This window comes from Pseudochrobactrum sp. Wa41.01b-1, assembly GCF_019464455.1.
Taxonomy (GTDB): Bacteria; Pseudomonadota; Alphaproteobacteria; order Rhizobiales; family Rhizobiaceae; genus Pseudochrobactrum; species Pseudochrobactrum saccharolyticum.
The window spans coordinates 2,785,059-2,810,502 of the sequence record NZ_CP080493.1; the positions used below are offsets into that span (position 1 = coordinate 2,785,059).

Consider the following 25,444-nt stretch of genomic DNA (forward strand, 5'->3'; position numbering starts at 1 on the left):
GAATGTTTGCGCCCGATCCGGCGCAAACATCCTTCCCGTAAAATGACTGTCTGATGAAACAGCACGACATGCGTCGCAGGGCTGAACAGGAAAGCTATATGTCTGACACCTCTATCAGGGACGATATTGGTATAAGCCAAAAAGCGGAAATGCCGCGCTATTCGACACGGATAGCAAAAGTCATGAATTCCGGCTTGTATCAGAAAACATTGGGAGCCGCGGTCAATTCGCGTTACGGACGCGTGATCCTGCTGGCAGGTTTTCCTCTGCTCTGGCTCATTTTTCTGCATGTCGGGCCGATTTATCAGATGCTGAAAATCAGCCTGATGTCGCAATATCCGCTGCCTGCGGGCAGTGAGCCGCAATATACGCTGGATAATTATGCGATCTTCTTTCAAGAGTCGATTTACTTCACGCCCCTGATCCGCAGCTTCTTTTTCTCGCTTTTTGCAACTACAGCCACCCTGATCGTGGTTTATCCGGTTGCCTATTATGTTGCGAAAATTGTGCGTCCGGAAGGCCGCTCCAAAGCACTGCTGCTGCTGCTCGTGCCATTCTGGGCAGGGGAGCTGATCCGCACATTCTCGGTGATTATGCTGCTGGCAAACCGTGGTGCGCTCAATGTTTTTCTGCGGGAAATCGGTCTGATCGACCGGCCGATCCAGATGCTTTACGGCCCGTTCTCTCTGACATTCGGCCTGATCTATCTCGTGTGCCTGTATATGTTGCTGCCGCTTTATTCGGCGATTGAGAAAATCCCGTCATCCTATCTCGATGCCGCTGCCGATCTTGGTGCAGGCCCGTGGACACGGTTCCGCAGAATTATTCTGCCTTTGTCCAAGGAAGGCATTATTTCGGGCTGCTCACTGGTCTTTCTCACGACAGTCGGTGTTTTCGCCACACCAATGCTGCTTGGCGGGCCCGGCACAGTGATGTTCCCTGAAACCATCAGCGGCTTCTTCCACGGCGCCAGCAATAAATGGCCGGTAGGTGCGGCTTTTGCCATCATCATGCTGGTAACCGCTTTAACTGCAGCCGGAATTTTCATGCGCCTTGTCGGCGGCCGTAAACGGAGGGTGATCTGATGCGTAACCTGTTTCATGATGCACCGCGCACGGCTCTGACAGCAACCTATTGGGCCTTTGTCATCTATCTGATGCTGCCGCTGATGCTGATGATGGCGATGAGCTTTAAAGATGCCAGTTTTATTGCTTTTCCGATCAGCGAGTGGACTTTTGACTGGTATGTCAAGGTCATGCAGGACAAGCAGTTTCTCGAAGCTGTTATCTATTCTGTTCTGATTGCTGCAGCGACCACGCTGGCGGCTACCACGATCGGCACGTGGATTGCCATGCTGATTGTGGCGGAAGGGATTAAAGGTCAGGCAATTATTTTTGCGCTTGCCTGTCTGCCTGCCGTGGTGCCGGGGATGATCTCGGCGATTTCGATGCGCATTTTCATCTCGTCGATTGATATGCCGACCGGCACAGCCGCCATTATTCTGGGACACACAGTGCACGCCGTACCTTTTGTGGTGGTGATGGTGCTGACAAGACTGCGCACAATGCCGGGCAATCTGGTAGATGCGGCGCGTGATCTCGGTGCAGACAGTGTTGTGGCCTTCTTCCGGGTGACGCTGCCTTATCTCTGGCCTGCAATCATGGGCGGTATGATCTTTTGCGTGCTGTTGTCGATTGATGACTTTGTGCGCACCTTCTTTCTGGGTGGCTACAAGCCGACGCTTCCGATGCTGATTTTCGCCAAAGTACAAGGCGGTATGTCTCCTGAAATCAACGCCATGGCAACGCTTGTCCTTTTGGTGACCGCAGCCGTTGGCCTCTATGCAGAATATAAAACCCGCCGTTCGAGGACACGCTAATGGAACCGATCGTTAAATTTGAGAATGTAACAAAAAGCTATGGTTCTTTTGTTGCGGTGGAAGAGCTTAACCTGACCATTGAAGCAGGCAAGTTCATCACATTGCTCGGGCCTTCCGGTTGCGGTAAATCCACCACTTTGCGCATGCTCGGCGGCTTTGAAACACCGACATCCGGCCGCATCATCATCGCAGGCAAAGACGTGACAAAGCTGCCGCCTAATAAGCGCGATGTGAATATTGTGTTTCAGGATTATGCGCTGTTTCCGCATATGTCCGTTGCTAAGAATATTGCTTTCGGTCTGGAGCTAAAAGGGCGCGACAAGCACTTTATTCACAAGCGGGTGACCGAATTGCTGGAACTGGTGCAGTTGCAGGATTATGCACATCGCCTGCCGTCAGAACTTTCCGGCGGTCAGCGTCAGCGTGTGGCTCTGATGCGTGCGCTGGCACCGGATCCGCAGGTTTTGCTGCTGGATGAGCCGCTCTCGGCGCTTGATGCAAAACTGCGCCAGCAGATGCAGATCGAGCTGAAATCCATTCAGGAAAAAACCGGCAAGACCTTTGTCTTTGTTACACATGATCAGGAAGAGGCACTTACAATGTCTGACCAGATTATTGTGATGAACAAAGGTCGCATTGAACAGATGGGTGATCCGCATACACTCTATCGTGCGCCGAAGAGTGTTTTTGTCGCCAACTTTATCGGTGAAACCAATCTGCTGCGCAGTCAGGTTTCCGGCGTTGAAAATGATATGCTGAAGCTGAACTGGAATGACAATATTCTGACGGCTCCGCGGGGCACTGCGAGCGTTTCAACACAGGACGGCTATTTCATTGCTCTGCGCCCTGAAGCGATCCGCTGCACAGAAACAGCTCCGGAAAGCCAGAACCGTCTGAAGGGCCGCATCCGTCAGCTGGTGTTCAAAGGCAATCATACGTCTGTCTTTGTTGAGGTGGACGGCGGTACCGTTCTCAATGCGCTCAGTCATCCGGCAGATATCACTTCTTCCGTCGGGGATGATATCTGGGTCAGCTGGAAGCCGGAAAGCGCAACAGTCCTGCCTGTTTCGAGCTGAGGTCATGCAGATCATTCCGGTCGCTCTGATGTGACCGGAACTTCATCATTATCTGAGAAAACCGGATGGAAATGAGTTATGCAATATAACGTGCAGGCACCGCTTAAGGTTGCTGCTTCCACTCTTGAAGAGTTGGAACATCGTGTCCGCGATGATCTGGCCTGTCTGTGTTATCCGCCTGCAAACTGGGTGGAAACGACTGATAGTGCAGAGAAAGTGCATGATGTCGTGATTATCGGCGGCGGTATGTGCGGGCTCGTTGCCGGATTTTCGCTGCTGGCGGGCGGCATCCGTAATATCCGCATTTTCGACCGCAGTCCTGAAGGTTTTGAAGGCCCGTGGCTGACCTATGCGCGGATGGAAACACTGCGCTCACCAAAACAGCTGACAGGTCCTGCCTATGGTATTGCTTCGCTGACATTCCGCTCGTGGTATGTGGCACAATTCGGCAATGATGCATGGGCTGAGATGGATAAAATCCCGCGCCCGATGTGGATGGACTATCTGCGCTGGTACCGGAAAGTTCTGTCTCTGCCGGTTGAGAATAATGTCGAGGTAAAATCCATCCTGCCGGAAGGGGCGCTGATGCGCCTGACTCTGGCGGGCAGCGGTGCCAAAGAGGCGACTATTCTGGCGCGCAAAATTGTCATGGCGACTGGCCGTGACGGTATGGGGCATCCCAATATTCCGGATTTTGTAGCGGGGCTGGACAGGAAGTTCTGGGCGCATTCTGCTGATGCGATTGATTTTCAGGCGCTGCGTTCCAAACGGGTGGTTGTGGTCGGTGTGGGAGCCTCTGCGGTGGATAATGCCGCTGAGGCGCTGGAAGCCGGTGCCAAAGAAGTGCGCCATCTTATCCGCCGCAAGGAAATGCCGCAGATCAACAAGCTGATGGGTATTGGCTCCTTTGGTTTTACGGCCGCTTTTTCCAAGCTGGATGATGCCCGCCGCTGGCAGATCATGAATTATTCTTTACGCACCCAGACCCCTGCGCCGCGCGGCTCAACGCTGCGGGTCAGCCGTCATGACAATGCGTATTTTCATTTTAATGCCGGTGTGAAATCGGTCGAGCAGAGGGGTGATGAACTCATTATCACAACGCAGGACGGTAGCCGGCTGGTTACGGATTTCCTGATCCTTGGCACCGGCTTCACCGTTGACCCGCTGGCACGCAAAGAACTGGAAGCCTATGCGGATAAAATCCTGCTCTGGCGCGATTGCTATACACCTCCGGCCGGTGAGGAAAATAAAGAACTCGGCAATCATCCTTATCTGTCCGCTGACTTTTCTTTCCGCGAGAAAGAGGCAGGCACGGCTCCGTGGTTGGCTAATATCTACAGTTTCAATGCCGGTGCGGCGGCCAGTCTTGGCAAACTGAGCGGCGATATTCCGGGCATCAGCGAAGGCGCGGCCATTCTCGCCCGTGAAATTGCAGCCCGGCTTTATCAGGAAAATTTTGAGCAGCACTGGCAGGCCTTGCTGGATTACAGCACGCCGGAACTGCAGGGCGATGAGTGGAAAGCTTCACCTTTACCGGATGCTGAGCAGATACAGTCGCAACAGGCGGAGGAGGTATAATGACGGAAACCACGGATATTCTTATCAGCGCCGCCGGTATCGGAGCCACAGATCCTCTGCGTGAGGTGCTGGCAGGCCGTGCGGATATTCTGGCGCTGACACAGCAAACCCATGACAGTGCCTTAATGCCTGCTGATGCGGGCGGGCTGTCCCGTGCAGAGCGGGCTGCTATTGCAGTACGTGTTGCCAGACATAATCAGGATGAGGCGCTGACACAGCATTTCACAACTTTGCTGGAACAGGCGGATAATGCTGCAGAAGCGGCTCTGATCGCTGATCTGAGTTTCAGCGGCGGTGACGATCAGCGTTTGCAGGCTTTAATCCGGCATACGGATATTGTGACGCGCTCTCCTAAAGATGCCACGGGTGCCGATATTGAAAAGCTGCGTCAGGCCGGTGTGAATGACGCTGATATTGTACGGCTTTCGGAACTTCTGGCTTTTGTCAGCTATCAGATCCGCGTTGCAGCCGGTTTGCGTTTGATGAGAGGTTTACATGGGTAAGACCATTCATGAATTCACGACAACAGTGCCGGTCTGGAAACCCTATGTGACGCCGGTTGTGCTGGCGGATGCAACGCCGGAGCAGCTGGATGCGCTGAAAGTCACGCCGTCCAATACCAAGGTTTCTGACTATCTTCTGGTGCTTGCACATGATGCTGAAACGCTGAAGCACCGGTCTCCGCTGTTTAACGGCGTGATGTATAATCGCGGCGGTATGTCCCGCGCAGAGCGGGAAATCGGGGCAGTGGGAGCCTCGGTTGTAAACCAATGTATCTATTGCGCGGCGGTACATGCAAGCCGCTATAATCAGCTGGCAAAGGAAGAGGATACCATTGCCGCCATTTTTAAGGATGGTGTGAATGCGGATATTGAACCGCGGCTGAAAGCAATTTTAAATTTTGCAGTTCGTCTGTCGGCCTGTCCGCCGCAGGCTGACGCAACCGACATGCAGGCTTTGGCTGAGGCGGGGCTGGATCAGAATGAAATCCTCGATCTCATTCTGTCTGCATCGCTTTTCGGCTGGGCAAACAGACTGATGCATACATTGGGAGAGCCTGTAGAGGAATAGGTCTGCGGCATAGTTTGAGGAGTGAGCAAATGAAGCAGCTGACACCACCGGAAATCGGGCCTCGTTTGCAGGCTTTGCGTAAAGAGCGAAAACTTACACTGGCAGATCTCTCCGTTATGGCAGGCGTATCGCGTTCCATTCTTTCCGAGATCGAGCGCGGTAATGCCAATCCGACTTATGGCACGCTGTGGCATCTGACACAGGCACTTGGGGTTAATCTGGATTGCCTGATGGGCGGCGTGACCAATGAGCGGACAGATCAGATCCATCTGCTGCCCGGCAATCTGACGCCGACGATCCGCAGTCCGGACGGTACCTGTACTTTGCAGATTCTGGCACCGGCCGGCATGATTGCACTGATTGAATGGTATCTCCTGAACTTTGATCTCAACGGTAAGCTGGAGAGTGAGGCGCATAGTCCGGGAACAATGGAGCATCTGCATTGTCTTGAGGGTGAAATCCACGTTTCCAACACAGCGTCACAAACTGTGGTCAGGGCAGGCGAGACAGCCCGTTATTCGGCAGAGGTGCCGCATTGCCTGACCAGTATCGGCAGCCAGCCTGCCAAAGCCTTTCTGGTCGTTGCCTTTGCCGGTGTGAATGGCGGCTTTGGCAGTAATTTACGACCCAAATAACAAAATGCGGAACAACCGCAGAATAATTTGAATGATTATGAGTGAGGAACAGAAAACTATGCGGGTAGGGATTATTGGCGCCGGATCAATCGCGTTTGGTATGGCAGCATTTCTGGAACAGGCAGGCCATACAGCTATTCTCTGGTCACCATCGGGTGAGCGCACAAAAGCGCTGGCCGCAGGCGAGGCGCTGACTGCCTCCGGTGCTGTGACCGGCACATTCCGGCCGCAGGTGGCAGCGGATGCGCGTGCACTGGCCAAAGGTTCTGATGTGCTGGTAGTGGCTCTGCCTGCCTATGGGCACAAGGCGGTGCTGGATGCTGTGGCACCTTATATCCGTGCGGAGCAGAGCGTTATCATCAGCTCCCATGCCTCCTTCGGTGCGCTTTATCTGTCCCGTCTGCTGGCTGCGCGTGATATCAGCGTTCCGGTTATTGCGTGGGGAACAACGGTTGTCTCAGGCCGTCAGCTGAGCCAGACGGAAGTGAATGTGAATACTGTACGCAAACGTATTGATCTTGCGACAGTGCCGGAATCTCGCAGCGCAGAAGGGCTGGCACTTTGCCAGACTTTGTTCGGGGATCGTTTCGTGGATCGCGGCAGCCTGCTGGCCATTGCCTTGTCCAATCTCAATCCGCAAAACCACATGGGTATTGCACTGGGGAATATGACCCGTATGGAACGCGGTGAAAGCTGGAGCCAGGGGCAGAATGTAACGCCGAATGTCGGGCGTCTTCTGGAGGATCTGGATCAGGAGCGCATTAATGTTGCCACCGCTCTGGGGCTGCAAGTGCGGACGATTTTCGAGCATTTCCATCTTTCATTCCATGTTCCTGTCAGCTCGATTTCGCAGATGAATCAGGAAATGCATGCCGCAGGCAATGGCGGTTCCGGCCCGACCACAGCGGACAGCCGCTATGTCACGGAAGATGTGCCGTTTGGTCTGGTGATGACTGCCAGACTGGCTCGCCTTGCAGAGAAGCCGGCTGAACTGCATGAGGCAGGCGTTAAAATCTTCTCGGCAATGTACGGACGCGATTTTACTGCTGAAAACGACCTTTTAAACGCATTGGATATGGATGCGCTTTCCTTGTCTGACCTGACCGGACTTTGCAAAAATGGCTATGCAACCGGTCAATAACTGATCTGCATTCTGTCTGCCCTGCATCGGAAAATACTGATAAAATGCGGGGCAGATGCCGGTATAATTGTGAGAGAGCTTCAAGCATGACACATGATTTTCTTCGACATCTCCGTTCCGAGCTGGATGGCCTGAAAACATCCGGCCTGTATAAGACCGAGCGTATTATTACCTCCAAACAGGCCGGTGAAATCGAAGTGGCCTCGGGAGATCGCGTTCTGAATTTTTGTGCCAATAATTATCTCGGACTGGCGGATAATGAAGAACTGACAGAATCTGCCAAACAGGCGCTCGACCGTTATGGCTACGGCATGGCTTCGGTGCGTTTTATTTGCGGGACGCAGGAAGAGCACAAACAGCTGGAAGACCGCATTTCCTCATTTCTCGGTATGGAAGATACCATCCTTTATTCTTCCTGTTTTGATGCAAATGGCGGGCTTTTTGAAACGCTGTTCGGTGAAGAAGACGCAATTATTTCTGATGCGCTGAACCATGCCTCGATTATTGACGGTATCCGTCTGTCGAAGGCAAAACGGTTCCGTTACGCCAATAATGATATGGCCGCGCTTGAAGAAGAGCTGAAGAAGGCGGAGGGTTCCCGCTTTAAACTGATCGCCACAGACGGCGTGTTCTCGATGGACGGGATTATTGCCAATCTGCAGGGCGTTTGTGATCTCGCAGACAAATATAATGCGATGGTCATGGTCGATGACAGCCATGCGGTTGGTTTTGTCGGCAAAAATGGTCGCGGCTCTGCTGAATATTGCGGCGTTGAAGGACGGGTTGATATTATCACCGGCACGCTCGGTAAGGCGCTTGGCGGTGCATCCGGCGGCTATACATCTGCCAAGGCTGAAACTGTGGAATGGCTGCGTCAGCGCTCACGGCCTTATCTGTTTTCCAACACGCTTGCGCCGGTTATTGCCGCGGCATCACTGAAAGTTTTTGATCTCATCGAAAACGGTGCGGAACTGCGCGCCCGTCTCGCTGCGAATGCAGAACTGTTCCGCCGTGAAATGACTAAGCTCGGCTTTACACTTGCCGGAGACGGTCACCCGATCATTCCGGTGATGCTGGGTGATGCGGCGCTGGCACAGGAAATGGCCGCGCGAATGCTTGAAAAAGGCGTCTATGTGACCGGCTTTTCGTTCCCTGTGGTGCCGAAAGGTCAGGCGCGTATCCGTACACAAATGTCGGCAGCCCATTCGGAGCAGGATGTACGCAAAGCCATTGCGGTCTTTGAACAAACCGGCCGTGAATTAGGCATTATCTGAGGGAACTCCAATGACGAATATGATGAAAGCCCTGGTGAAAGCAAAGGCAGAACCGGGTCTGTGGATGGAGCGCGTCCCTGTTCCTGAGATCGGCCCGAATGATGTGCTGATTAAGGTCAAAAAATCCGCAATCTGCGGTACGGATGTGCATATCTGGAACTGGGATCAGTGGGCACAAAACACCGTGCCTGTGCCAATGGTTGTCGGTCATGAATTTATGGGCGAGATCGCAGAGATCGGCTCGGCTGTAACCAAATATAAAGTCGGGGAACGCGTCTCGGGTGAGGGGCATATTGTGTGCGGCAAGTGCCGTAACTGCCGTGCGGGTCGTGGCCATCTGTGCCGTAATACGCTGGGTGTGGGTGTGCACCGCGCGGGTTCTTTCGGAGAGTTCATCTGCCTGCCGGAATATAATGTGGTGGCTATTCCCGATGAAGTGCCGGATGAAATTGCCGCTATTTTCGATCCTTTCGGCAATGCGGTGCATACGGCTCTGTCCTTTGATCTGATTGGCGAAGATGTGCTGGTTACCGGTGCAGGCCCGATCGGCATCATGGGAGCGATGGTCGCCAAACGTGCGGGCGCACGCAAGGTTGTCATCACCGATATCAATCCGGTGCGGCTGGATCTGGCCAAAAAAGTCGGTATTGATTATGTGGTGGATGCCTCAAGAGAAAATCTTGACGACGTGATGAAGTCCATCGGTATGACGGAAGGCTTTGATGTCGGACTGGAAATGTCCGGTGCTGCACCCGCATTCCGCGATATGATCGACAAGATGAATAATGGCGGCAAGATCGCTATTCTCGGTATCGCCCCTGCCGGTTTTGAAATCGACTGGAACAAGGTCATTTTCAAAATGCTCAATCTGAAAGGCATTTACGGGCGGGAGATGTTTGAGACCTGGTACAAGATGATCGCCTTTGTGCAGGGCGGGCTTGATCTGTCTCCGGTTATTACGCACCGTATCAGGATTGATGAATTCCGCGACGGTTTCGAGGCCATGCGCTCCGGCAATTCCGGCAAAGTGGTCATGGACTGGTAAATACGGCTTGCGCTTTTTATGCTGCCGTCAGATTTTAGCGGTCTGACGGCAGTTTTTGTTTCATATGGCTTATTCCGCGCTTAGCTTCAGATATTTCTCAATCATATCCACAACGTGAAGGCGGCGTGTGCGGATATTCTCCTCCGAGGATATATCGACGCCAAAAGTAACGGACAGCGTATATTGGCTGGAAAGATACATGAAGCTGAGAGAGACGATAGAAATATAAAGCTGGGTAGCATCGATCCCCGAGCGGAATATTCCGGCTGCAACACCGCGGTCGAGTTGTGTCTGGATCGACTGGATAAACGGGCGTGACGAGCGCGGTATGCTCGGGATGGTACGGATGAACTCTCCCTGCAACAGGTTTTCGCCAAGTACGAGTTTGATAAAGGCGGGGGTGTCCCGCATATAATCAAAGGTGAATGCGGTCAGAGTTTTAATCGCATCAATCGGGTCGCGGTCGAGTATGCTCAGCTCTGCTTCCCTGCCGCGTAGCTGGTTATAAACCTGTTCCAGAGCCGCTTTATACAGCGTCTCTTTGTTCTGGAAATAATGGTAAAGCATGCGGATATTACAGCCCGCACGCTCGACGATACGCGATGTGTTGGCGCCGCTCAGGCCATATTCGCAAAATTCAACAATGGCTGATTCGAGAATAGCCTGGCTTGTGGCTTGTGCATTGCGCGAGCGCACAGCTTTGGAAGTGTTCATATCCACTTTACTCATTCTGTAATCCTCCGACGCTCTGACATTTCAGAGCGTATATTTACGCATTTTGCAATGAGGGCAATTGACAAGAAAGTAAGTAATAGCTTACTTATTTAAAAAAAACTACTTCTTGTCACGCATGACATAAAAAGAGGAGGGGAAAGATGATTAAGGGAATTAAAAAGGCTCTGCTGCTGGGTGCTGCACTGGCTGTCAGTGTCGCGGGATCACCGGCACAGGCTCAGGCTCAGAAATCTGATCAGATTACTGTTGCGATTACCGAAGGTGTGACGGGTTATAATCCTTATGCGGATTCCGTTGTGCTGATCGGCTCGATCTGGTGTCAGATTTATGGCTGTCTGACGCGCTGGGATTTTGAACAGGCAAAATTCGTTCCGTTTCTGGCAGAGAGTCTTGAGCCTGAAGATGACCTGAACTGGATCCTGACATTGCGACCGGATCAGAAGCGTCATAACGGCGATCCGGTTGTCATTGCAGATGTGATCCATTCGATGGAGCGCGCGCGGAACGACCCGCAGAGCATGTCGCAGGCCTCTGTCCAGTATATTAAAAATGTTGAAGCGCTTGATGATCTGCGTATGCGGATTACAACAACGCAAAAAATCTCCACACTGCCGAATTATCTGGCATTCATGCAGATCACATCCAAATCCATCTATGACAAATACGGCGCGCAGGAAGCTGATCGTCAGCATCCGATTGGTGCAGGCCCGTATAAATTGGTGGAAGTCGGTATCGGCAGCCATATTGTGATTGAGCGCGTGGATGGCCATCCGATGGTCAGTGAGACAAATCCGAAGCGGATTCTCTACCGGATGATGACCGAGCCGGAACAGCGTGTGACCGCGCTTGCCAATGGCGAGGTGCAGATCGCGCAGGGAATTCCGCCGCAGCTGATTAACCGCGTGCAGCAGATGTCGAACGCGACAGTTGAAATGGTCGATTCCGCAGAGGCTATGTTCATTGCCATGAGCCCTGAGACCAAACCATGGGATGATGCACGGGTACGTAAAGCGGTATGTCATGCAATCAACCGTGAGGGTATTGCCCGCGCTATTCTCGGTAATCAGGCAACCTTGCTGAACGGACCGGTCGGCGCAGGCCAGCTTGGCTATGACGCTGATTACAAAATACCGTTTGATTATAATCCGGAAAAAGCAAAGAGCTTGCTGGCAGAGGCTGGTGCAACCGGTGTTGCAGTTGATCTTTACACGCCGGTAGGACGCTATATTGCAGACCGCCAGATCACAGAAGCGATTATTCCGATGCTGGAAGAGGCGGGCTTTAAAGCAACGCTGAAGACACCGGAATGGGCAACTCTGTGGACGAATGTACAGCGCGGTGACACGCCATTCTATTATATGGGGCGCGGCAATATGCTGGATCCGTCTCCTGCGCTGGCGCAATATTTTGAAACCGGTGCATCACCGCGTCTGAAATATTCCAATGCGGAAGTCGATAAATTGCTGCAGGCCGAGCGTGAGGAGTTTGACTTCACCAAACGGGTCTCCATGCTGAATAAAGCCATGGTGACAATCACGGAAGACGCTCCGGCTTGTTTCCTCTGGCTGCACCGTCTGGCATGGGGTGTTTCCAAAAGCATCGATTTCAAACCGAGCAAAGCTGACCGCGTGAACGGCTGGGAAATCCACCTGCGCTGATTTCCGATGCGGATTTTCTGAAACCGGATAAGGGATATTCCTGTCCGGTTTTGGGAGCCTGCCGATCCGGTTGTGCTGATCAGACTATGTACCCGTCTTTTTAATATTGCGTATGCCGCAGCCGGAAGTTTGCTTCCGCTTCGTCGTGGCATGCTCCGGTCAATTCCCGAGGATTTTCCATGTTGGGCTATACGCTGAAGCGCGTGTTGGGCACAATTCCTGTGCTCTTCATGGTGACACTTTTGATTTTTGTACTGATAAAACTCGCACCCGGCGATCCCGTGGATATGCTGGTCAGCGATGAGGTAACTGAAGAGATCCGGCAGAATATCCGTATTGCCTGGGGGCTCGATCAGCCTGTCTATATTCAGTATCTGACCTTTATCAAGAATGCACTGATGGGGGATCTGGGAGAATCCTTCCGCTATCGCGAACCTGTCATGGATCTCATTTTACAGCGTTTGCCGGCCAGTATTGAGCTTGCCATCTATTCCACACTGCTTGCCGTCATTCTGGGGCTGCCGCTTGGTGTCTGGGCTGCCAGCAAGCCGAACTCCTTTGTCGATACGATCGGCTCAATCGGTGGATTTTTCGGTATCAGCCTGCCAAATTTCTGGCTGGGGATTCTCCTGATCCTGCTCTTCGCTGGCATGTTCAATCTCCTGCCATCGGGCGGGCGTGCAACATGGGGCATGGATGTTCCGGCTATTACAGGCTTCCTGACAATCGATGCACTGCTTGCAGGGCGCTGGGATGCGCTTTGGGATGCAGTGCGGCATCTGACATTGCCGGTTATCGTATTGGGCACTAATATGGCGGGCATCATTATGCAGATTACCCGTGCATCCGTGCTGGAAAATCTGCAGGAAGATTACGTCATGACCGCCCGCGCCAAGGGTATGTCAGCACGTGTCGTTTTGTGGCGCCATGCTTTCCGCAATGCTCTGATTTCCGTTGTCACCATCATCGGGCTTGAATTCGGCACACTCATCAGCGGTGCGATCATTGTTGAGACGGTCTTCTCGTGGCCCGGCATCGGCTATCTGCTGCTACAGGGCATAACCTTTCGCGATTTTCCGCTGATTACCGGCCTTGTCCTCGTCTACACCTCGCTTTTCGTTTTCATTAATCTCGTAATTGACATGATTTACACCATTGTCGATCCGCGTATCCGTCTGAGGTAATGCCGATGACTTTCCGCTTCAGTACAGAAAAACTCACAGAGATTGTCAGAACACCGAAAGCTGCTTTCGGGCTGGGTGTTGTCAGCCTGTTGTTGATCGCAAGCCTCTTTGCACCATTCTTGGCACCATTTGACCCGAACAAGCAGGATCTGATGCTGGCTTTGATGCCACCGCAGCCGACCGGCCCGCATTTTCTCGGCACGGATCATGTCGGACGGGATCTGTTAAGCCGCATCATTTACGGCTCGCGCGTTTCGCTGATTATTGCCGTTGCCGTGGTTATTTTCTCCGGTCTGGTTGGTGTCACACTCGGTGTGGTTTCCGGCTATTACGGCGGTCGTATTGACTCTGTCATTCAGAAATTTCTGGAGGTCGTCTGGGCTTTCCCGCCCTTGCTGCTGGCGATTTCCATTGTCGCTTTCCTTGGTCAGAGCCTCGGCATTCTGATTATCGCGCTCGCCTCACAACGCTGGATTCCCTATTGCCGTCTGGCACGCGCCGAGGCGCTGAGCTTGCGCGAACGGGATTTTGTTGTGGCCGCTAGGTCTCTCGGTGCGCGGGACGGTCACATCTTGTGGAAACATATTCTGCCTAATCTCATCCAGTCATCCCTGATTGTCGGTACTTTCGCCATGGCGACAGCGATTATTGCTGAATCAAGTCTCAGTTTTCTGGGGCTGGGTGTGCCGGCATCAACACCGACATGGGGCGGAATGCTGGCGGATGCCCGCTCTTACATCAGCACATCCTGGTGGATGGCATTCTTCCCCGGCCTTTGCATCTTCACCACGGTGCTGGCCATCAATCTGCTTGGTGATGTTCTCAGAACGCATTTTGATCCTCGTCTGAGCACGAGATGATCTGAACTCCGTTATCCAAAAATTCTGCAACTTAAAAAGAAGGAACAACTACTTTGGTCGAACGTATTGAAATCTCAAAGACTGATGGCGCTCTGAAAAGCATGGCCGTTGTTCATAATGATATGGTGTTTTTGTCCGGTGTGCATGCAACCGACACAAGCGGCGATATTAAAGAGCAGACGAGAGAAGTTCTGCAGAAAGTGGACAAGCTTTTGGACGCCGCAGGCTCCGATCACAAATCCATTTTCGTTGTTCATATCTGGCTGAAAGACATGCGCTATTTCGGCGCCATGAATTCTGTGTGGAATGAATGGGCTGACCCTGCCAACCCGCCGGCACGTACCTGCGTCAGCGGAGAACTCTACCGTTCCGATGTGCTCGTGGAAGCTGTTGTGATTGCTTATCGCAGCTGAAACGCAGACCGAACTCAAGCCTTAAGAACTGGAGAACCCTATGGAACTGAGAGAGCTTGGCCGGATCGACGGAGCAGGACATCAGCCGAGAATATGTCTCGGAAAAGCATCCGATAAACTGGCTTCGGTCTGTCTGACAGCACCGGATAAAGGGGGAGATGTCAAAGATCAGTCTTTGCAGATCCTGAATATTATTGATGATTATTTTCAGAGTGTCGGATCATCGCGCAAAGACATTTTGATGGTGCAGGTCTGGCTGTTCGATATCAGCGAATATGACGCTTTTTGCGAAGTGTGGAATGACTGGATTGATCCTGAAGGTGTTCCGGCATTGTCGGTTGTAACGGGACATGCGGCACGGCGTGACTGCGCCGTGGAAATTCGCGCTTACGCCGCTTGCTGAGACCATAAAAGCCTGTTTGCCGGAGATTATGATGACCGAAAAATTGCTCGAAATTTCTGACCTCGCTGTAAAGTTTAAGGGCATGGATGCCACAACTTTTGCAGTGAAAGGCATAGACCTTGCCATCGGGCGGGGTGAAATCGTGGCGCTGGTCGGTGAATCCGGCTCCGGCAAATCGGTAACGGCCAAATCGGTGATGCGGCTGGTCGGATTTATGGGCGGCACAATCACCGGCGGGCAGGCGCAGCTCTATGACAAAGCGGGACAGAGTGTTGATCTCTACGCGATGGAAGAAAAGCAGGTGCAGGCGCTGCGTGGTGATCGCATTGCTATGATCTTTCAGGAGCCGATGACATCGCTTAATCCGGTTCTGACGATTGAGGCGCAACTGGCTGAAGTTGTTATCAGGCACCGGCAGGTGAGCAAGACTGAAGCGGGGCGTCTTGCATTGGAGGCGCTTAATCAGGTGCGTATTCCGGAAGCTGAGCGACGGTTGAAGCAATATCCCCATGAGCTCTCAGGTGGTATGCGCCAGCGTGTGATGATTGCCATGGCCATTTTGTGCAAGCCGGATTTGCTGATTGCCGATGAGCCGACGACTGCACTGGATGTGACTGTGCAGGCGGAAATTCTGGCTCTGCTGAAAACTATTCAGCAGGAAACCGGCATGGCCATTCTGCTGATTACCCATGATATGGGTATCGTGGCCGAGATCGCCGACAAGGTTGTGGTGATGCTGAACGGAGCAATTGTTGAAAGGGGGGAGGTTCACGCTGTTTTCAACAATCCGCAGCATGAATATACCCGCCGCTTGCTGGATGCAGCACCCAAGCTTGGCGAAATGCGCGGTAATGATGCCATTGCCGTTGAGAATACATCGGATGCTGTACTGAGTGTGCGCAACCTCGTGACACGGTTTTCTGTGCGTCAGGGCATGTTTCAGCGCGTTGTTGCCAATGTTCACGCAGTGGAGAATGTCTCCTTCGAATTGCGGGAAAAAGAAACCTTGTCACTGGTTGGTGAAAGCGGTTGCGGTAAATCCACGACCGGCAAAGCAATTATGCAACTGATACAGGCCAATAGCGGTGAAATCTGGCTGCAGGGGCGCAAACTGGGAGATATGAATGCCTCGGATATGCGCGAAACACGCAAACGTATCCAGATGGTTTTTCAGGATCCATATGCATCTTTGAACCCGCGTATGACAGTCGCGCAGATCGTTGCGGAACCATTGCATATTCATGGTATGGGAACTGCCGCTGAAATACAGGCACGGGTTTTGCAATTGCTGGACAGGGTGGGGCTGACAAAAGCACAGGCAGACCGCTATCCGCATCAGTTTTCCGGTGGTCAGCGGCAGCGTATCTGCATTGCCCGCGCATTGGCTCTGAACCCGAAAGTCATTATTGCCGATGAGCCGGTTTCCGCTCTGGATGTGTCCATTCAGGCGCAAATTCTGGATTTGCTGGAGGAAATTCAGGAGGAATATGCCATTTCCATCCTCTTCATTTCCCATGATATGGCGGTGGTTGAAAAAGTCAGTGACCGCATCGCGGTCATGTATCTGGGTGAGATTATCGAGATCGGCCCGCGTGATGCGGTCTTGAGTTCACCTGCACATCCTTATACGCGGCGCTTGCTGGATGCGGTGCCGATTGTGCATCCGGAGAAGCGTCGTGAGCGCAAGCTTTTGTCCCGTGAGCTCAAAAGCCCGATCCGTCCGGTTGGCTATCAGCATGAGGCAATTCCGCTGAAGAGCGTCGGCTTTGAACATTACGCACGTATCAGCTGACATATAAGACAAGATTCCGGTAAAGCAGGCAGTTTTTCAGGGCGCTATGAGCGTGGTGCGCGGCTGCCTGTTTCACTATGCCCGCAGGCAAAACGATCAGGAGAAAGACGAATATGAAGGGAGGCAGAAATTATATTTTCCTGATGGCTGTTATTGTTGTGGCGCTTAATCTCCGGCCCTTTATTGCGGCTATCGGCCCTCTCGCAGAAGATATCAGTCACGCAACCGGACTGAGCCATCACGGTATGGCGCTGTTGACACTGATACCTATGGCGCTGATGGGCTGTGTGGCATTTGCCGGCCCTGCATTGTTACGCACGGGTGAGATGCGCGGCATTCTTCTCGCGGCGCTGACCTGTATCACTGTCGGTACTTTGATGCGGCTGACTGTAACCACAGGGCCTGCATTGTTGATGACCGCAGCTATTATCGGCCTTGGTGTTGCGGCGGTGCAGGCTCTCTTTCCTGCAATTATCAAGCAGCGTTTTCCCGACCGCTTCGCCAATATTATGGGGCTTTATTCCGCTATGCTTCTGGCAGGCGGCGCGCTTGGTGCGCAATTGTCACCTGTTATTGTGCAACTGACCGGAACATGGCAGGCAGGCTTTGGTTATTTTGCAATTTTGGGTCTTCTGGCAACTGTTCTGGTCTGGGCGGTACTTCCTGCTTCAACCTCAGTTCAGGCCGGTAAAAGCCTGACAAAATTGTTCTCCCGTCCACGGACATGGTTGCTGATGATTGCATTCGGGCTGGTGAATGGCGGCTATTCATCCGTCATAGCCTGGCTTGCGCCTTATTATCAGGAAGCGGGATGGAGTGTTACGGCGAGCGGTAGTCTGCTTGCCGTCATGGCACTGTGTCAGGCTGTTTCCGCTCTGAGTATGCCTGCTTTGGCGCAGGGCAACAGCAGGGATCGCAGACCATGGCTGTGGTTGGCGCTTGCGATGCAGTTTACAGGATTTGCCGGTTTTGCTTTTGCACCAACAAGCGCTCCGTTTCTTTATGTTGCGCTTGTCGGTGCCGGACTGGGGGGCTGTTTTTCACTGCTGCTGGTGGTGGCTCTGGAGCATATTCCTGACCCGTTACAGGCCGGAGCGCTCTCCGCAGTCATGCAGGGCGGAGGCTTTTTGCTGGCAGCCCTGCCGCCTTTGATTGTTTCCGTGCTTCATGAGCAGACCGGAAGTTTTGCTGCGGGCTGGAAATGGCACATGGTCAGCATTGCTATTGCGGCAATCCTGACCAGACGCCTTGACCCTGAAACTTACAGCCCAGCTATGTTGTTGCTGACTGAGCCTGTGAGTGCATCCGACCTGTAAACGACCTTGTCAGGCGGCGATTGTCCAGCCGCCGTTTTCACCGTGCTTCAGCATCGGTGTGGTGAAGCAGCCGCGTGTCATCTCTGCAAATTCAATGCCGAGTTGCTCAAGCGGGGAACGCCAGCGCTGGGTTTGCAACATTGCCGCACCGATAACGACCGGCTTGAGCACGCGAGCGTTTAACAGATTGAGCGCGGCAACAATGGAAGTGCCGCTGGAAATCACATCATCCACCAGAGCAATGCGGCGTCCATCAAGCAGTGGCAGCATACGCGGGTCGATATAGAGCCGTTTGATCTGATCCGGTGTGGTGATGGAGGACAGCGGAACCGACAGTTCTTCTTCATACCAGAATTTGCGCGAGGTGCCCAAAGGCACATAGCGACTGTGGCCAAGCTTGCGTGCCACTTCACTGGCAAGAGTCAGACCCAGTGTCGGCAGGCCGACAATCACATCCGGCTCAAAGATTTTGAGTTTTGCTGCCAGATCATCGGACAAAGCATCAACCACATCAAAGGCCGCCTGATTGACGATCAGAGATGCCAAAGCATGTTGTTTGTCGGAGAGAGGACGGATCGGCAGTTGCAGCTGACGGCCGTCATCCAGCGTCGCCGGAAAGAAGGTTTCATGCACGCCCTGCACATCAAATGTTTCAGGCGCATAGAGTTTTTGCCAGAATTCATGCGGTTGCATCATGGTCTCCCGACAATTCCTGCTCCACAAGGCGCGTCCAGAAGCGCACGCCGTGTTCAATGGCATCATCATTGAAGTCGTAAGCAGTATTGTGGTGCAGGGCACCGTCGACAGCAGGACCGTTGCCGAGCCAGACATAACAACCCGGTGCCTCACCGGCGAAGAAGGCGAAATCATCACCCGCAGTGGAAGGCGGGAAGCTGGTGCGCACTTTGCTGCCAAAGACATCCTGTGCGGCACGCAATGCACGGGCTGTGGCGTCGGCATTGTTGACGACCGGCGGGATGCGGCGGATAAAATCATATTCCGCGGCAATGCCATACATCATCGCAGTACCCTGCGCGAGACGGCCGATTTCCTGCTCAAGCTGGTCACGGACATGAGGGGTATAAGCACGGGCTGTGCCGCCGATTTCCACAATATCCGGAATAACATTAAGCGCTTTCGGGTCACCGGCCTGCAAGGAGCAGGCGCTGACGACAGCCGGTTGCAACGGATCGACCACGCGGCCGATAATTGTCTGCAATGAGGCGATGAAAGTAGCGGCTGCGGTGACCGGATCTTTGCCGAGATGTGGCTTGGCGCCATGGGTGCCGGTGCCGCGGAAAGTCACACGCCAGCTGTCGGAAGAAGCAAGCTGGGGGCCTTCAACCACGGCGATTTCATCAGGATCAAGACCCGGCATATTATGCAGGCCATAGACCGCATCGCACGGAAACAGATTGAACAGTCCTTCTTCAACCATGCGCTTGGCACCGCCACGCCCTTCTTCTGCAGGCTGGAAGATGAAATGCACGGTACCCGAGAAATTACGGCTTTTGGCCAGCGCACGGGCTGCACCGAGCAGAAGCGTGGTGTGACCGTCATGACCGCAGGCATGCATTTTACCGGCGAATTTTGATTTATAAGGGCGATCCGCCATTTCCGGCATTGCCAGCGCATCCATATCTGCGCGCAGGCCAATGGTGCGGGTGCCGTTACCGATCTGCAAAGTGCCGACCACACCTGTGCCGCCAAGACCGCGATGAATAGTGATGCCTGCCTCTTCCAGAAGTTTGGCAACAATATCCGAGGTGCGCTCTTCTTCAAAACCGAGTTCAGGATGCGCATGCAGATCGCGGCGCACCTCGGTCAGAAAAGCAATATCATCGAGGATAGGATCAGTCATGAATATTACTCTGTCACTTGCAAAATAGGGGAGGCCAGCACTTGTCCGGTTTTAACATCGGCAATGCCCTGATCAGTCTGGTGCGGGCCGGCATTGCAGGCCAGTGTTGCACCAAAACAGGCTTTGAAAATGAGATAAGGCGGCTGCCAGTCCACCACATCATCCATAGCTGTGCGCAAAGCTGCAAATTGCGCGGCGACATCGGCCAGCGATGCTTCAGATACCAGACCGGAAACCGGCAGTGGCAGCAGAGCGGTGACTTTGCCGCCAAGGGCAACGGCCATGCCGCCACCGGCAGCAATCACGGCATTGGCTGCGAGTGCCATATCTTCTTCATTGCCGCCGAAGACTGTGAGATTATGGCTGTCATGGGAAACTGTGGTGGCGAAAGCACCGCGCCAGCTGCCCCATTCACGCAGAAAACCAACGCGCGGCTTCGCCTCTGTGCGACCATGGCGATGAGCAACGGCAATCATGGTTGCACCTTGCGGCGGTACTACAAAACCATTGACGACGTCCGTTTCCGCTTGACCCCATTGAGTAAAGCGCGGGCGATCAATGGTTGCCACCACAACGCTCTTGGCATCGCTGCGAATGCGGAAATCATTCGGCTCTAGCGCATCAATCTTCATGGATTGCAGGAAATCACCGGCGCTGGTGCTGGTGAGGGAATGCGCGAGAATGCCGTTTTCAGCAGCTACGGTACCATTGGTCAGCACGGTCTGTGCAGTGAAATCGGACAGGTTGTCGAAGATCACAATATCCGCACGGCGACCTGCTGCAATCAATCCTAGGTCATCACGGCCAAAGCGGCGCGCTGCATTCAGCGTTGCCGCCTGCAATGCCCATTCCGGTTTCATGCCATAGCGCACCAAGCGGCGCACCACATCATCCAGACCACCGGCATTGAGCAGATCGTCGGGGAACACATCGTCCGTGCAGAGTGTAACAGTTTGCGGCAGATGACCGAGGCGGTTCAGTTCCTGCACAAATTCCGGCAACAGATGGTCATGGGAACCGCGCATCTCAATAGTGAGACCGGCACGCAGTTTTTCCATCAGATCTTGGCCGGAAACCAGCTCATGATCGGAGGTTACACCCGCTGCCATAAAGGCCGCGAGATCAGAGCCGGTGAGGCTGCGTGCATGACCGCAAACCGGCTTGCCCGCTGCAAGTCCCGCATGGACAATGGCGCTCATACGCGGCTCGCCGTCAATGACATTGCGCATGGTCATGACTTCGGCAATACCGCCGATTTCAGGCCGCGCCAGCAGGTTATTCAGCACATCAGCGTCAAAGTCCGCTCCGGCTAGTTCCAGCCCCGGTGCGGACGGCACACAAGAAGGTGCCAGCATAATGGTACGCAGCGGCAGATCACGGGTTGCCGCAATTGCCCAGTCAACACCGGCTACGCCATGCACATTGCCGAATTCATGCGGGTCCCAGACAATGGTTGTTACGCCACGCGGGACTACAGCATTGGCATAGGTGGCAGGGGTGATCATCGAGCTTTCAATATGCATATGCGTATCGATCAGGCCCGGTGTGATATAACCGCCTTTGGCATCAATGATTTTTGCTGTATCCTTGCGGCTGTCCGGTGCATGAACAGAGGCAATCAGAGCGCCGGTGATGCCGATATCGGCACGGCGATGTTCTCCGGTCACCATATCAATGACGGTACCGTTGATGATCAGGCAGTCAAAAGCTTCTGCACCGCGTGCCGCGGCTGCTGCCCTAAGGCGCAGTTCAGGAGAATTTAGATTAAAGGGTTCTGCACGTGTCATGATTTGGCTGCCTCTGTTCTGAGGGCATCGAAAATAATGCGGAGAATGGCTTCCGCATCGCCGTCAGCTGCATAGGCGGCGTTGAATGTGGCATGGCTGGAGCGTGTTTCCACCACGGTGCGGCCGCGTGTCAGCGAGCCGCAAAGTTCCGCACCAATGAATGCCCTGTCAAAACGCACCAGATCAGGACGGGCAAAAGCCACAGCTGCCGCCGGATCATAGAGCGCCATGGCCGTGCGGCCACGCGAGATCGCAATATTGATAAAGCCGCCGGTCATATCGGCAATCAAAGCGGCATTGGCACCACCGGCTGCACGGATCGGGTGCACATCATCCGGCGTGGCGAGAATTTTACGGCAGAAATCAAGTTCCACCATTTTCAGTGGAAGTTCATGGGCAAGCACAATCGCCAGTGCTTCCGGATCGGCAAGCGCATTAAATTCGGCCGAGGCCGTGTGATTGCCTTTGCCAACGCCGCCGCCCATCCAGACCAGCTCGTCAATTCGAGCCGCCAGATCAGGGCGTGCCAGTGCCAGCGCGGCAATATTGGTGAGGGGGCCAAGTGCAAGAACACGCTTGGTGCCGCAGGTGTTTTCCAGCCAGTGGCACAGGGCGGTGAAGGCACAGCCCTGTGTATTGTCTTCACAGACAGGTAGGTTCAGGCCGAGTGTCGGAATGCCGGTTTCGCCGAGAATTCCGGCGGCAGTTTCAATCTCCGCCAGAACCGGTTTGTGCCGCCCGCGATAGATCGGAAAATCCCAGCCGAAAACCTGTGTAGCACCAGCCGCATTGCGGCAGACCTGACCAAGCTCCGTATTTCCGAAAACCAGAGACACACCGTCGATTTCAAGACCGAGATGTTTCACCACCAGAATGGCGGCGATATCATCAAAGCCCATATCCGTATCAATCCAGACACCCATGCTGAAATTTACTCCCGTTCCAGAATTGCCGCCTGATCAATTGGCAGATCAAAGGCAACCTCATCGCCCAGTGCATAGGCAGGCAATGCGGCATCAACATCCGCTTTGACAGAGCCGAATGGTGTTTCCAGCACATATTCACGGGTGTTACCGGCAAATGCGGCGCCGCGCACAATACCTTTGAGCGGGCCGGAACCAAGCGTGACGATCTTCGGGCGGAATGCCAGACCGGCAGCTTTTGGCAGTGGTGCATTGAGCGGCACTTCAGCACTATCGGAATAGAGCTTGCCGTCGCGGATCGCATAGACATTCTCGAAACCGACAAAATCAGCCACAAAGCGCGATGCCGGATGATTATAGATTTCTTCCGGTGTGCCGATCTGTTCAATCGCACCGGCACGCATCACCACAATACGGTCGGCCAGCGCCAGAGCTTCTGCCTGATCGTGGGTCACGAAGACCATGGTGACGCCGGTTTCCTGCTGCACGCGCTGCAATTCAGTGCGCATGTCGAGACGCAGACGCGCATCCAGATTAGACAGCGGTTCATCAAGCAGCAGTACTTTCGGCTCCATCACCATCGAGCGGGCAAGGGCAACACGCTGCTGCTGACCACCGGACAATTCAGGGGGCTTACGATCAGCGAATTTGGCCAGACCAACAGACTTCAGGCCGCTTTCAACCTTCTGGCGCAGTTCATCACCCTTGATGCCTTTGAGTTTGAGGCCAAAGGCAACATTGTCGAACACGGTCAGATGCGGGAACAGCGCATAGGACTGAAAAACCAATCCGATTTCGCGCTTATTGGCGGCAACGCGGGTAATGTCTTTGTCGTCAAGACGGATAGTACCGCCTGCCACATCCATCAGGCCTGCAATCGCACGCATGGTTGTGGTTTTACCGCAGCCCGAAGGGCCGAGCAGCGCCAGCAACTCACCTTTGTTGATCGTGAGATTGAGTTTATCCACGGCTGTGGTGTTGCCGTAACGCAGTGTCAGCTGGTCGAGAGTAAGAAAGGCTTGATCAGACATAGCGGGAGAATCCTAGGAAACGTTCTGCGAGAAGGACAATGCCCATGGACAGAAAAGCAAGCAGAGAGGAGAGGGCGGCGATGGAAGGGTCAAAAACAATTTCCATATAGCCCAGCATATCGATTGGCAGGGTGCGCACACCGGGACCTGAGAGGAACAGCGACACAGGCACCTGATTGAAGCTGGTGACAAAGCCGAGAATGAAAGCGGAAAGAATACCGCCTTTGATATTCGGCATCACCACGCGGAAGAAAGCTCCGGCGCGCGAGCAACCGAGCAGCACAGCCGCTTCTTCCATGTCAGAGCGCAGGTTGTTGAGGCTGGCGGACACCACACGCACGGCATAAGGCAGTACCAGTGCCGTATGCGCCAGAAACAGCGCCAGCGTGATGGACATACCAACCGGCACCACGAAATAACGCAGCAGGGCCAGACCGACGATGATGCCCGGCACGATGATCGGTGAAGAGACGATCGTGCGCACAGTTTCGGAAAACGGCATGTCATAGCGCGCCATCGCATAGGCTGCCGGTACGCCGAGTGCCAAAGCCACCAGAGTGCCGCCGACCGCCAGAACCATGGAGGTGATGAAACTCTGCTGGAAGCTCTCGATGGTAAAGACCTTATAGACCCATTTCAGCGAGAAGCCCTGCGGCGGGAATGCCAGTGTGTCACCGGCCGAGAAAGAAGCGGCAACGATGATGAGGAACGGGCCGATCAGAAAGACGATGACGAGCCAGAGAACCAGATTGGCCGGATTAATCAGCCGTGAAAGCAAATTCGAGTTCATTTTTTGCCCTTCACTGTCGCAATACGCTTCAGAAGAATATTAGCGGCGAAACTCATCACGACGAGAATGAGCGCGATAACGCTGGCCGCAGCAAAATTATTGGATACGGTTACATGCTGATAGAGCAGTGTTTCCAGCATCAGAACCTTGGAACCACCGAGAATGGCCGGTGTGATATAGGCGGTGAGCGAACCGGTGAAAACCAGAGTACCGCCGACAACCAGACCTTCTTTGGTCAGTGGCAGAATGATTTTCCAGAAAACGGTAAACCAGCTGGCACCGAGCACGCGGGCTGCAGGAACCACATCTTTCGGCAGGTTTTCCAGCGCACTGATCAGTGAGATTACCATCAGCGGCAGAAACAACTGCAACAGACCGATGAAAATTGCGGTTTCGGTGAACAGAATACGCAGCGGTGCATCGCTTAAGCCCACAGCCTGCAAGGCCTGATTGATAATACCGGTGCGGCCGAGAATAACGATCCACGCATAGGTACGTGCAACCGGTGAGATCATCATCGGCAGCATGATCAGACCGATCATCCGGCCTTTGGAATTGGCAGGCAGGCCGACAATCGCCCATGCGGTGGCATAGCCGATAATCGCGGCGACAACGGTTACTTCCAGTCCCAGCCGCAGGGTACGCCAGAACACTGTGCGGTTCATCGGCTCGGAGAAGAAATCAATCCATGGGGCAATTGTCCATCCTTCTGTTGATCTGAAACCTTCAGACAGCAGCAGAATGACAGGGACGAGGAAGACAAGTGCCGCGAAAAGCGCTGCCGGCAAGGCCAGCCACATGGCTTCGGTGCGGTTGTTGAACATAAGCTTTCCTATAAGACAGGTGGCCTACAGCATAATTCCTTAAACTGATTCAAGTTTAAGGAATTATGCTGTAAATATAGTGTATTAGAGCGACCTTTGTGCGCCCGAGAGGGCGCCCGGCGCTCTAGCCGGAGATGGGGGCATAGATCAAAAAAGAAAGCTGCCCGT

Annotated in this window: 25 protein-coding genes; 17 read left to right on the forward strand and 8 right to left on the reverse strand. The window is 53.7% G+C overall.

Features of this window, described 5'->3' with window-relative positions; genetic code table 11:
- The first annotated feature begins 98 nt into the window (after window positions 1-98).
- The 10 genes from K1X45_RS12855 to tdh all read left to right on the forward strand — a co-directional run bounded on the left by K1X45_RS12855 (window position 99) and on the right by tdh (window position 9,699).
- Window positions 99-1,085, forward strand: a complete 987-nt coding sequence (locus K1X45_RS12855; protein WP_033315823.1) for an ABC transporter permease — start codon at window positions 99-101, stop codon at window positions 1,083-1,085.
- Complete coding sequence (locus K1X45_RS12860; protein ID WP_022709486.1) at window positions 1,085-1,879, forward strand: ABC transporter permease; 795 nt, start codon at window positions 1,085-1,087, stop codon at window positions 1,877-1,879. Before K1X45_RS12855 ends, K1X45_RS12860 begins: the two co-directional genes overlap by 1 nt.
- Window positions 1,879-2,955: an ABC transporter ATP-binding protein gene (locus K1X45_RS12865; RefSeq protein ID WP_022709487.1), complete on the forward strand. Its 1,077-nt coding sequence runs from the start codon at window positions 1,879-1,881 to the stop codon at window positions 2,953-2,955. The genes K1X45_RS12860 and K1X45_RS12865 overlap by 1 nt, the downstream gene beginning before the upstream one ends.
- A gap of 78 nt (window positions 2,956-3,033) precedes the next feature.
- Window positions 3,034-4,533: an NAD(P)-binding domain-containing protein gene (locus tag K1X45_RS12870; RefSeq protein WP_220159055.1), complete on the forward strand. Its 1,500-nt coding sequence runs from the start codon at window positions 3,034-3,036 to the stop codon at window positions 4,531-4,533.
- Window positions 4,533-5,036: a CMD domain-containing protein gene (locus K1X45_RS12875; protein WP_220159056.1), complete on the forward strand. Its 504-nt coding sequence runs from the start codon at window positions 4,533-4,535 to the stop codon at window positions 5,034-5,036. The genes K1X45_RS12870 and K1X45_RS12875 overlap by 1 nt, the downstream gene beginning before the upstream one ends.
- Window positions 5,029-5,604: a peroxidase-related enzyme gene (locus K1X45_RS12880; protein ID WP_220159057.1), complete on the forward strand. Its 576-nt coding sequence runs from the start codon at window positions 5,029-5,031 to the stop codon at window positions 5,602-5,604. Before K1X45_RS12875 ends, K1X45_RS12880 begins: the two co-directional genes overlap by 8 nt.
- A gap of 29 nt (window positions 5,605-5,633) precedes the next feature.
- On the forward strand, window positions 5,634-6,239 hold the full coding sequence (locus tag K1X45_RS12885) for a helix-turn-helix domain-containing protein (protein ID WP_022709491.1): 606 nt from the start codon (window positions 5,634-5,636) through the stop codon (window positions 6,237-6,239).
- A 58-nt stretch (window positions 6,240-6,297) separates the two neighbouring features.
- Complete coding sequence (locus tag K1X45_RS12890; RefSeq protein ID WP_220160498.1) at window positions 6,298-7,380, forward strand: NAD/NADP octopine/nopaline dehydrogenase family protein; 1,083 nt, start codon at window positions 6,298-6,300, stop codon at window positions 7,378-7,380.
- 86 nt (window positions 7,381-7,466) lie between these two features.
- Window positions 7,467-8,654, forward strand: coding sequence for a glycine C-acetyltransferase (locus tag K1X45_RS12895; RefSeq protein ID WP_075654271.1), 1,188 nt, complete (start codon window positions 7,467-7,469; stop codon window positions 8,652-8,654).
- Window positions 8,655-8,664: 10 nt separating this feature from the next.
- Complete coding sequence (tdh, locus tag K1X45_RS12900) at window positions 8,665-9,699, forward strand: L-threonine 3-dehydrogenase (RefSeq protein ID WP_121993938.1); 1,035 nt, start codon at window positions 8,665-8,667, stop codon at window positions 9,697-9,699.
- Window positions 9,700-9,768: 69 nt separating this feature from the next.
- Here tdh and K1X45_RS12905 read toward each other — a convergent pair whose 3' ends face one another.
- A complete protein-coding gene (locus K1X45_RS12905; protein WP_220159058.1) occupies window positions 9,769-10,428 on the reverse strand; it encodes a TetR family transcriptional regulator in 660 nt (219 codons plus the stop codon).
- 146 nt (window positions 10,429-10,574) lie between these two features.
- Between K1X45_RS12905 and K1X45_RS12910 the strand changes: the two genes are divergently transcribed.
- From K1X45_RS12910 to K1X45_RS12940, 7 genes are all read left to right on the forward strand, one after another.
- The gene (locus K1X45_RS12910; protein ID WP_220159059.1) at window positions 10,575-12,092 is read left to right on the forward strand and encodes an ABC transporter substrate-binding protein; all 1,518 of its coding nucleotides are present in this window, start codon (window positions 10,575-10,577) and stop codon (window positions 12,090-12,092) included.
- A 179-nt stretch (window positions 12,093-12,271) separates the two neighbouring features.
- A complete protein-coding gene (locus K1X45_RS12915; RefSeq protein ID WP_022709497.1) occupies window positions 12,272-13,276 on the forward strand; it encodes an ABC transporter permease in 1,005 nt (334 codons plus the stop codon).
- 5 nt (window positions 13,277-13,281) lie between these two features.
- A complete protein-coding gene (locus K1X45_RS12920; RefSeq protein ID WP_220159060.1) occupies window positions 13,282-14,136 on the forward strand; it encodes an ABC transporter permease in 855 nt (284 codons plus the stop codon).
- Between the two features lie 53 nt (window positions 14,137-14,189).
- Window positions 14,190-14,549, forward strand: coding sequence for a RidA family protein (locus K1X45_RS12925; RefSeq protein WP_220159061.1), 360 nt, complete (start codon window positions 14,190-14,192; stop codon window positions 14,547-14,549).
- A gap of 40 nt (window positions 14,550-14,589) precedes the next feature.
- Window positions 14,590-14,952 (forward strand): Rid family hydrolase, encoded by a 363-nt coding sequence (locus K1X45_RS12930; RefSeq protein ID WP_022709500.1) that lies wholly within the window; start codon window positions 14,590-14,592, stop codon window positions 14,950-14,952.
- Window positions 14,953-14,980: 28 nt separating this feature from the next.
- Window positions 14,981-16,744 (forward strand): ABC transporter ATP-binding protein, encoded by a 1,764-nt coding sequence (locus K1X45_RS12935; protein ID WP_255560413.1) that lies wholly within the window; start codon window positions 14,981-14,983, stop codon window positions 16,742-16,744.
- A 113-nt stretch (window positions 16,745-16,857) separates the two neighbouring features.
- On the forward strand, window positions 16,858-18,060 hold the full coding sequence (locus tag K1X45_RS12940; RefSeq protein ID WP_220159062.1) for a cyanate transporter: 1,203 nt from the start codon (window positions 16,858-16,860) through the stop codon (window positions 18,058-18,060).
- Between the two features lie 9 nt (window positions 18,061-18,069).
- Here K1X45_RS12940 and K1X45_RS12945 read toward each other — a convergent pair whose 3' ends face one another.
- The 7 genes from K1X45_RS12945 to K1X45_RS12975 are packed head-to-tail and all read right to left on the reverse strand — an operon-like array spanning window position 18,070 to window position 25,276.
- Window positions 18,070-18,753 carry a phosphoribosyltransferase gene (locus K1X45_RS12945; protein ID WP_220160500.1) on the reverse strand — a complete coding sequence of 228 codons (684 nt, stop codon included), beginning with the start codon at window positions 18,751-18,753 and terminating at the stop codon, window positions 18,070-18,072.
- Entirely contained in the window at window positions 18,740-19,921 is a 1,182-nt protein-coding gene (locus K1X45_RS12950) for an amidohydrolase (RefSeq protein WP_220159063.1), read from the reverse strand. Before K1X45_RS12950 ends, K1X45_RS12945 begins: the two co-directional genes overlap by 14 nt.
- Window positions 19,922-19,926: 5 nt before the next feature.
- Window positions 19,927-21,708, reverse strand: coding sequence for an adenine deaminase (locus tag K1X45_RS12955; RefSeq protein WP_220159064.1), 1,782 nt, complete (start codon window positions 21,706-21,708; stop codon window positions 19,927-19,929).
- Window positions 21,705-22,631, reverse strand: coding sequence for a nucleoside hydrolase (locus K1X45_RS12960; protein WP_220159065.1), 927 nt, complete (start codon window positions 22,629-22,631; stop codon window positions 21,705-21,707). The genes K1X45_RS12955 and K1X45_RS12960 overlap by 4 nt, the downstream gene beginning before the upstream one ends.
- 8 nt (window positions 22,632-22,639) lie before the next feature.
- Window positions 22,640-23,662: an ABC transporter ATP-binding protein gene (locus K1X45_RS12965; protein ID WP_220159066.1), complete on the reverse strand. Its 1,023-nt coding sequence runs from the start codon at window positions 23,660-23,662 to the stop codon at window positions 22,640-22,642.
- Window positions 23,655-24,452, reverse strand: a complete 798-nt coding sequence (locus K1X45_RS12970) for an ABC transporter permease (protein WP_220159067.1) — start codon at window positions 24,450-24,452, stop codon at window positions 23,655-23,657. Before K1X45_RS12970 ends, K1X45_RS12965 begins: the two co-directional genes overlap by 8 nt.
- On the reverse strand, window positions 24,449-25,276 hold the full coding sequence (locus tag K1X45_RS12975; RefSeq protein ID WP_022709509.1) for an ABC transporter permease: 828 nt from the start codon (window positions 25,274-25,276) through the stop codon (window positions 24,449-24,451). Before K1X45_RS12975 ends, K1X45_RS12970 begins: the two co-directional genes overlap by 4 nt.
- Window positions 25,277-25,444: the final 168 nt, after the last annotated feature.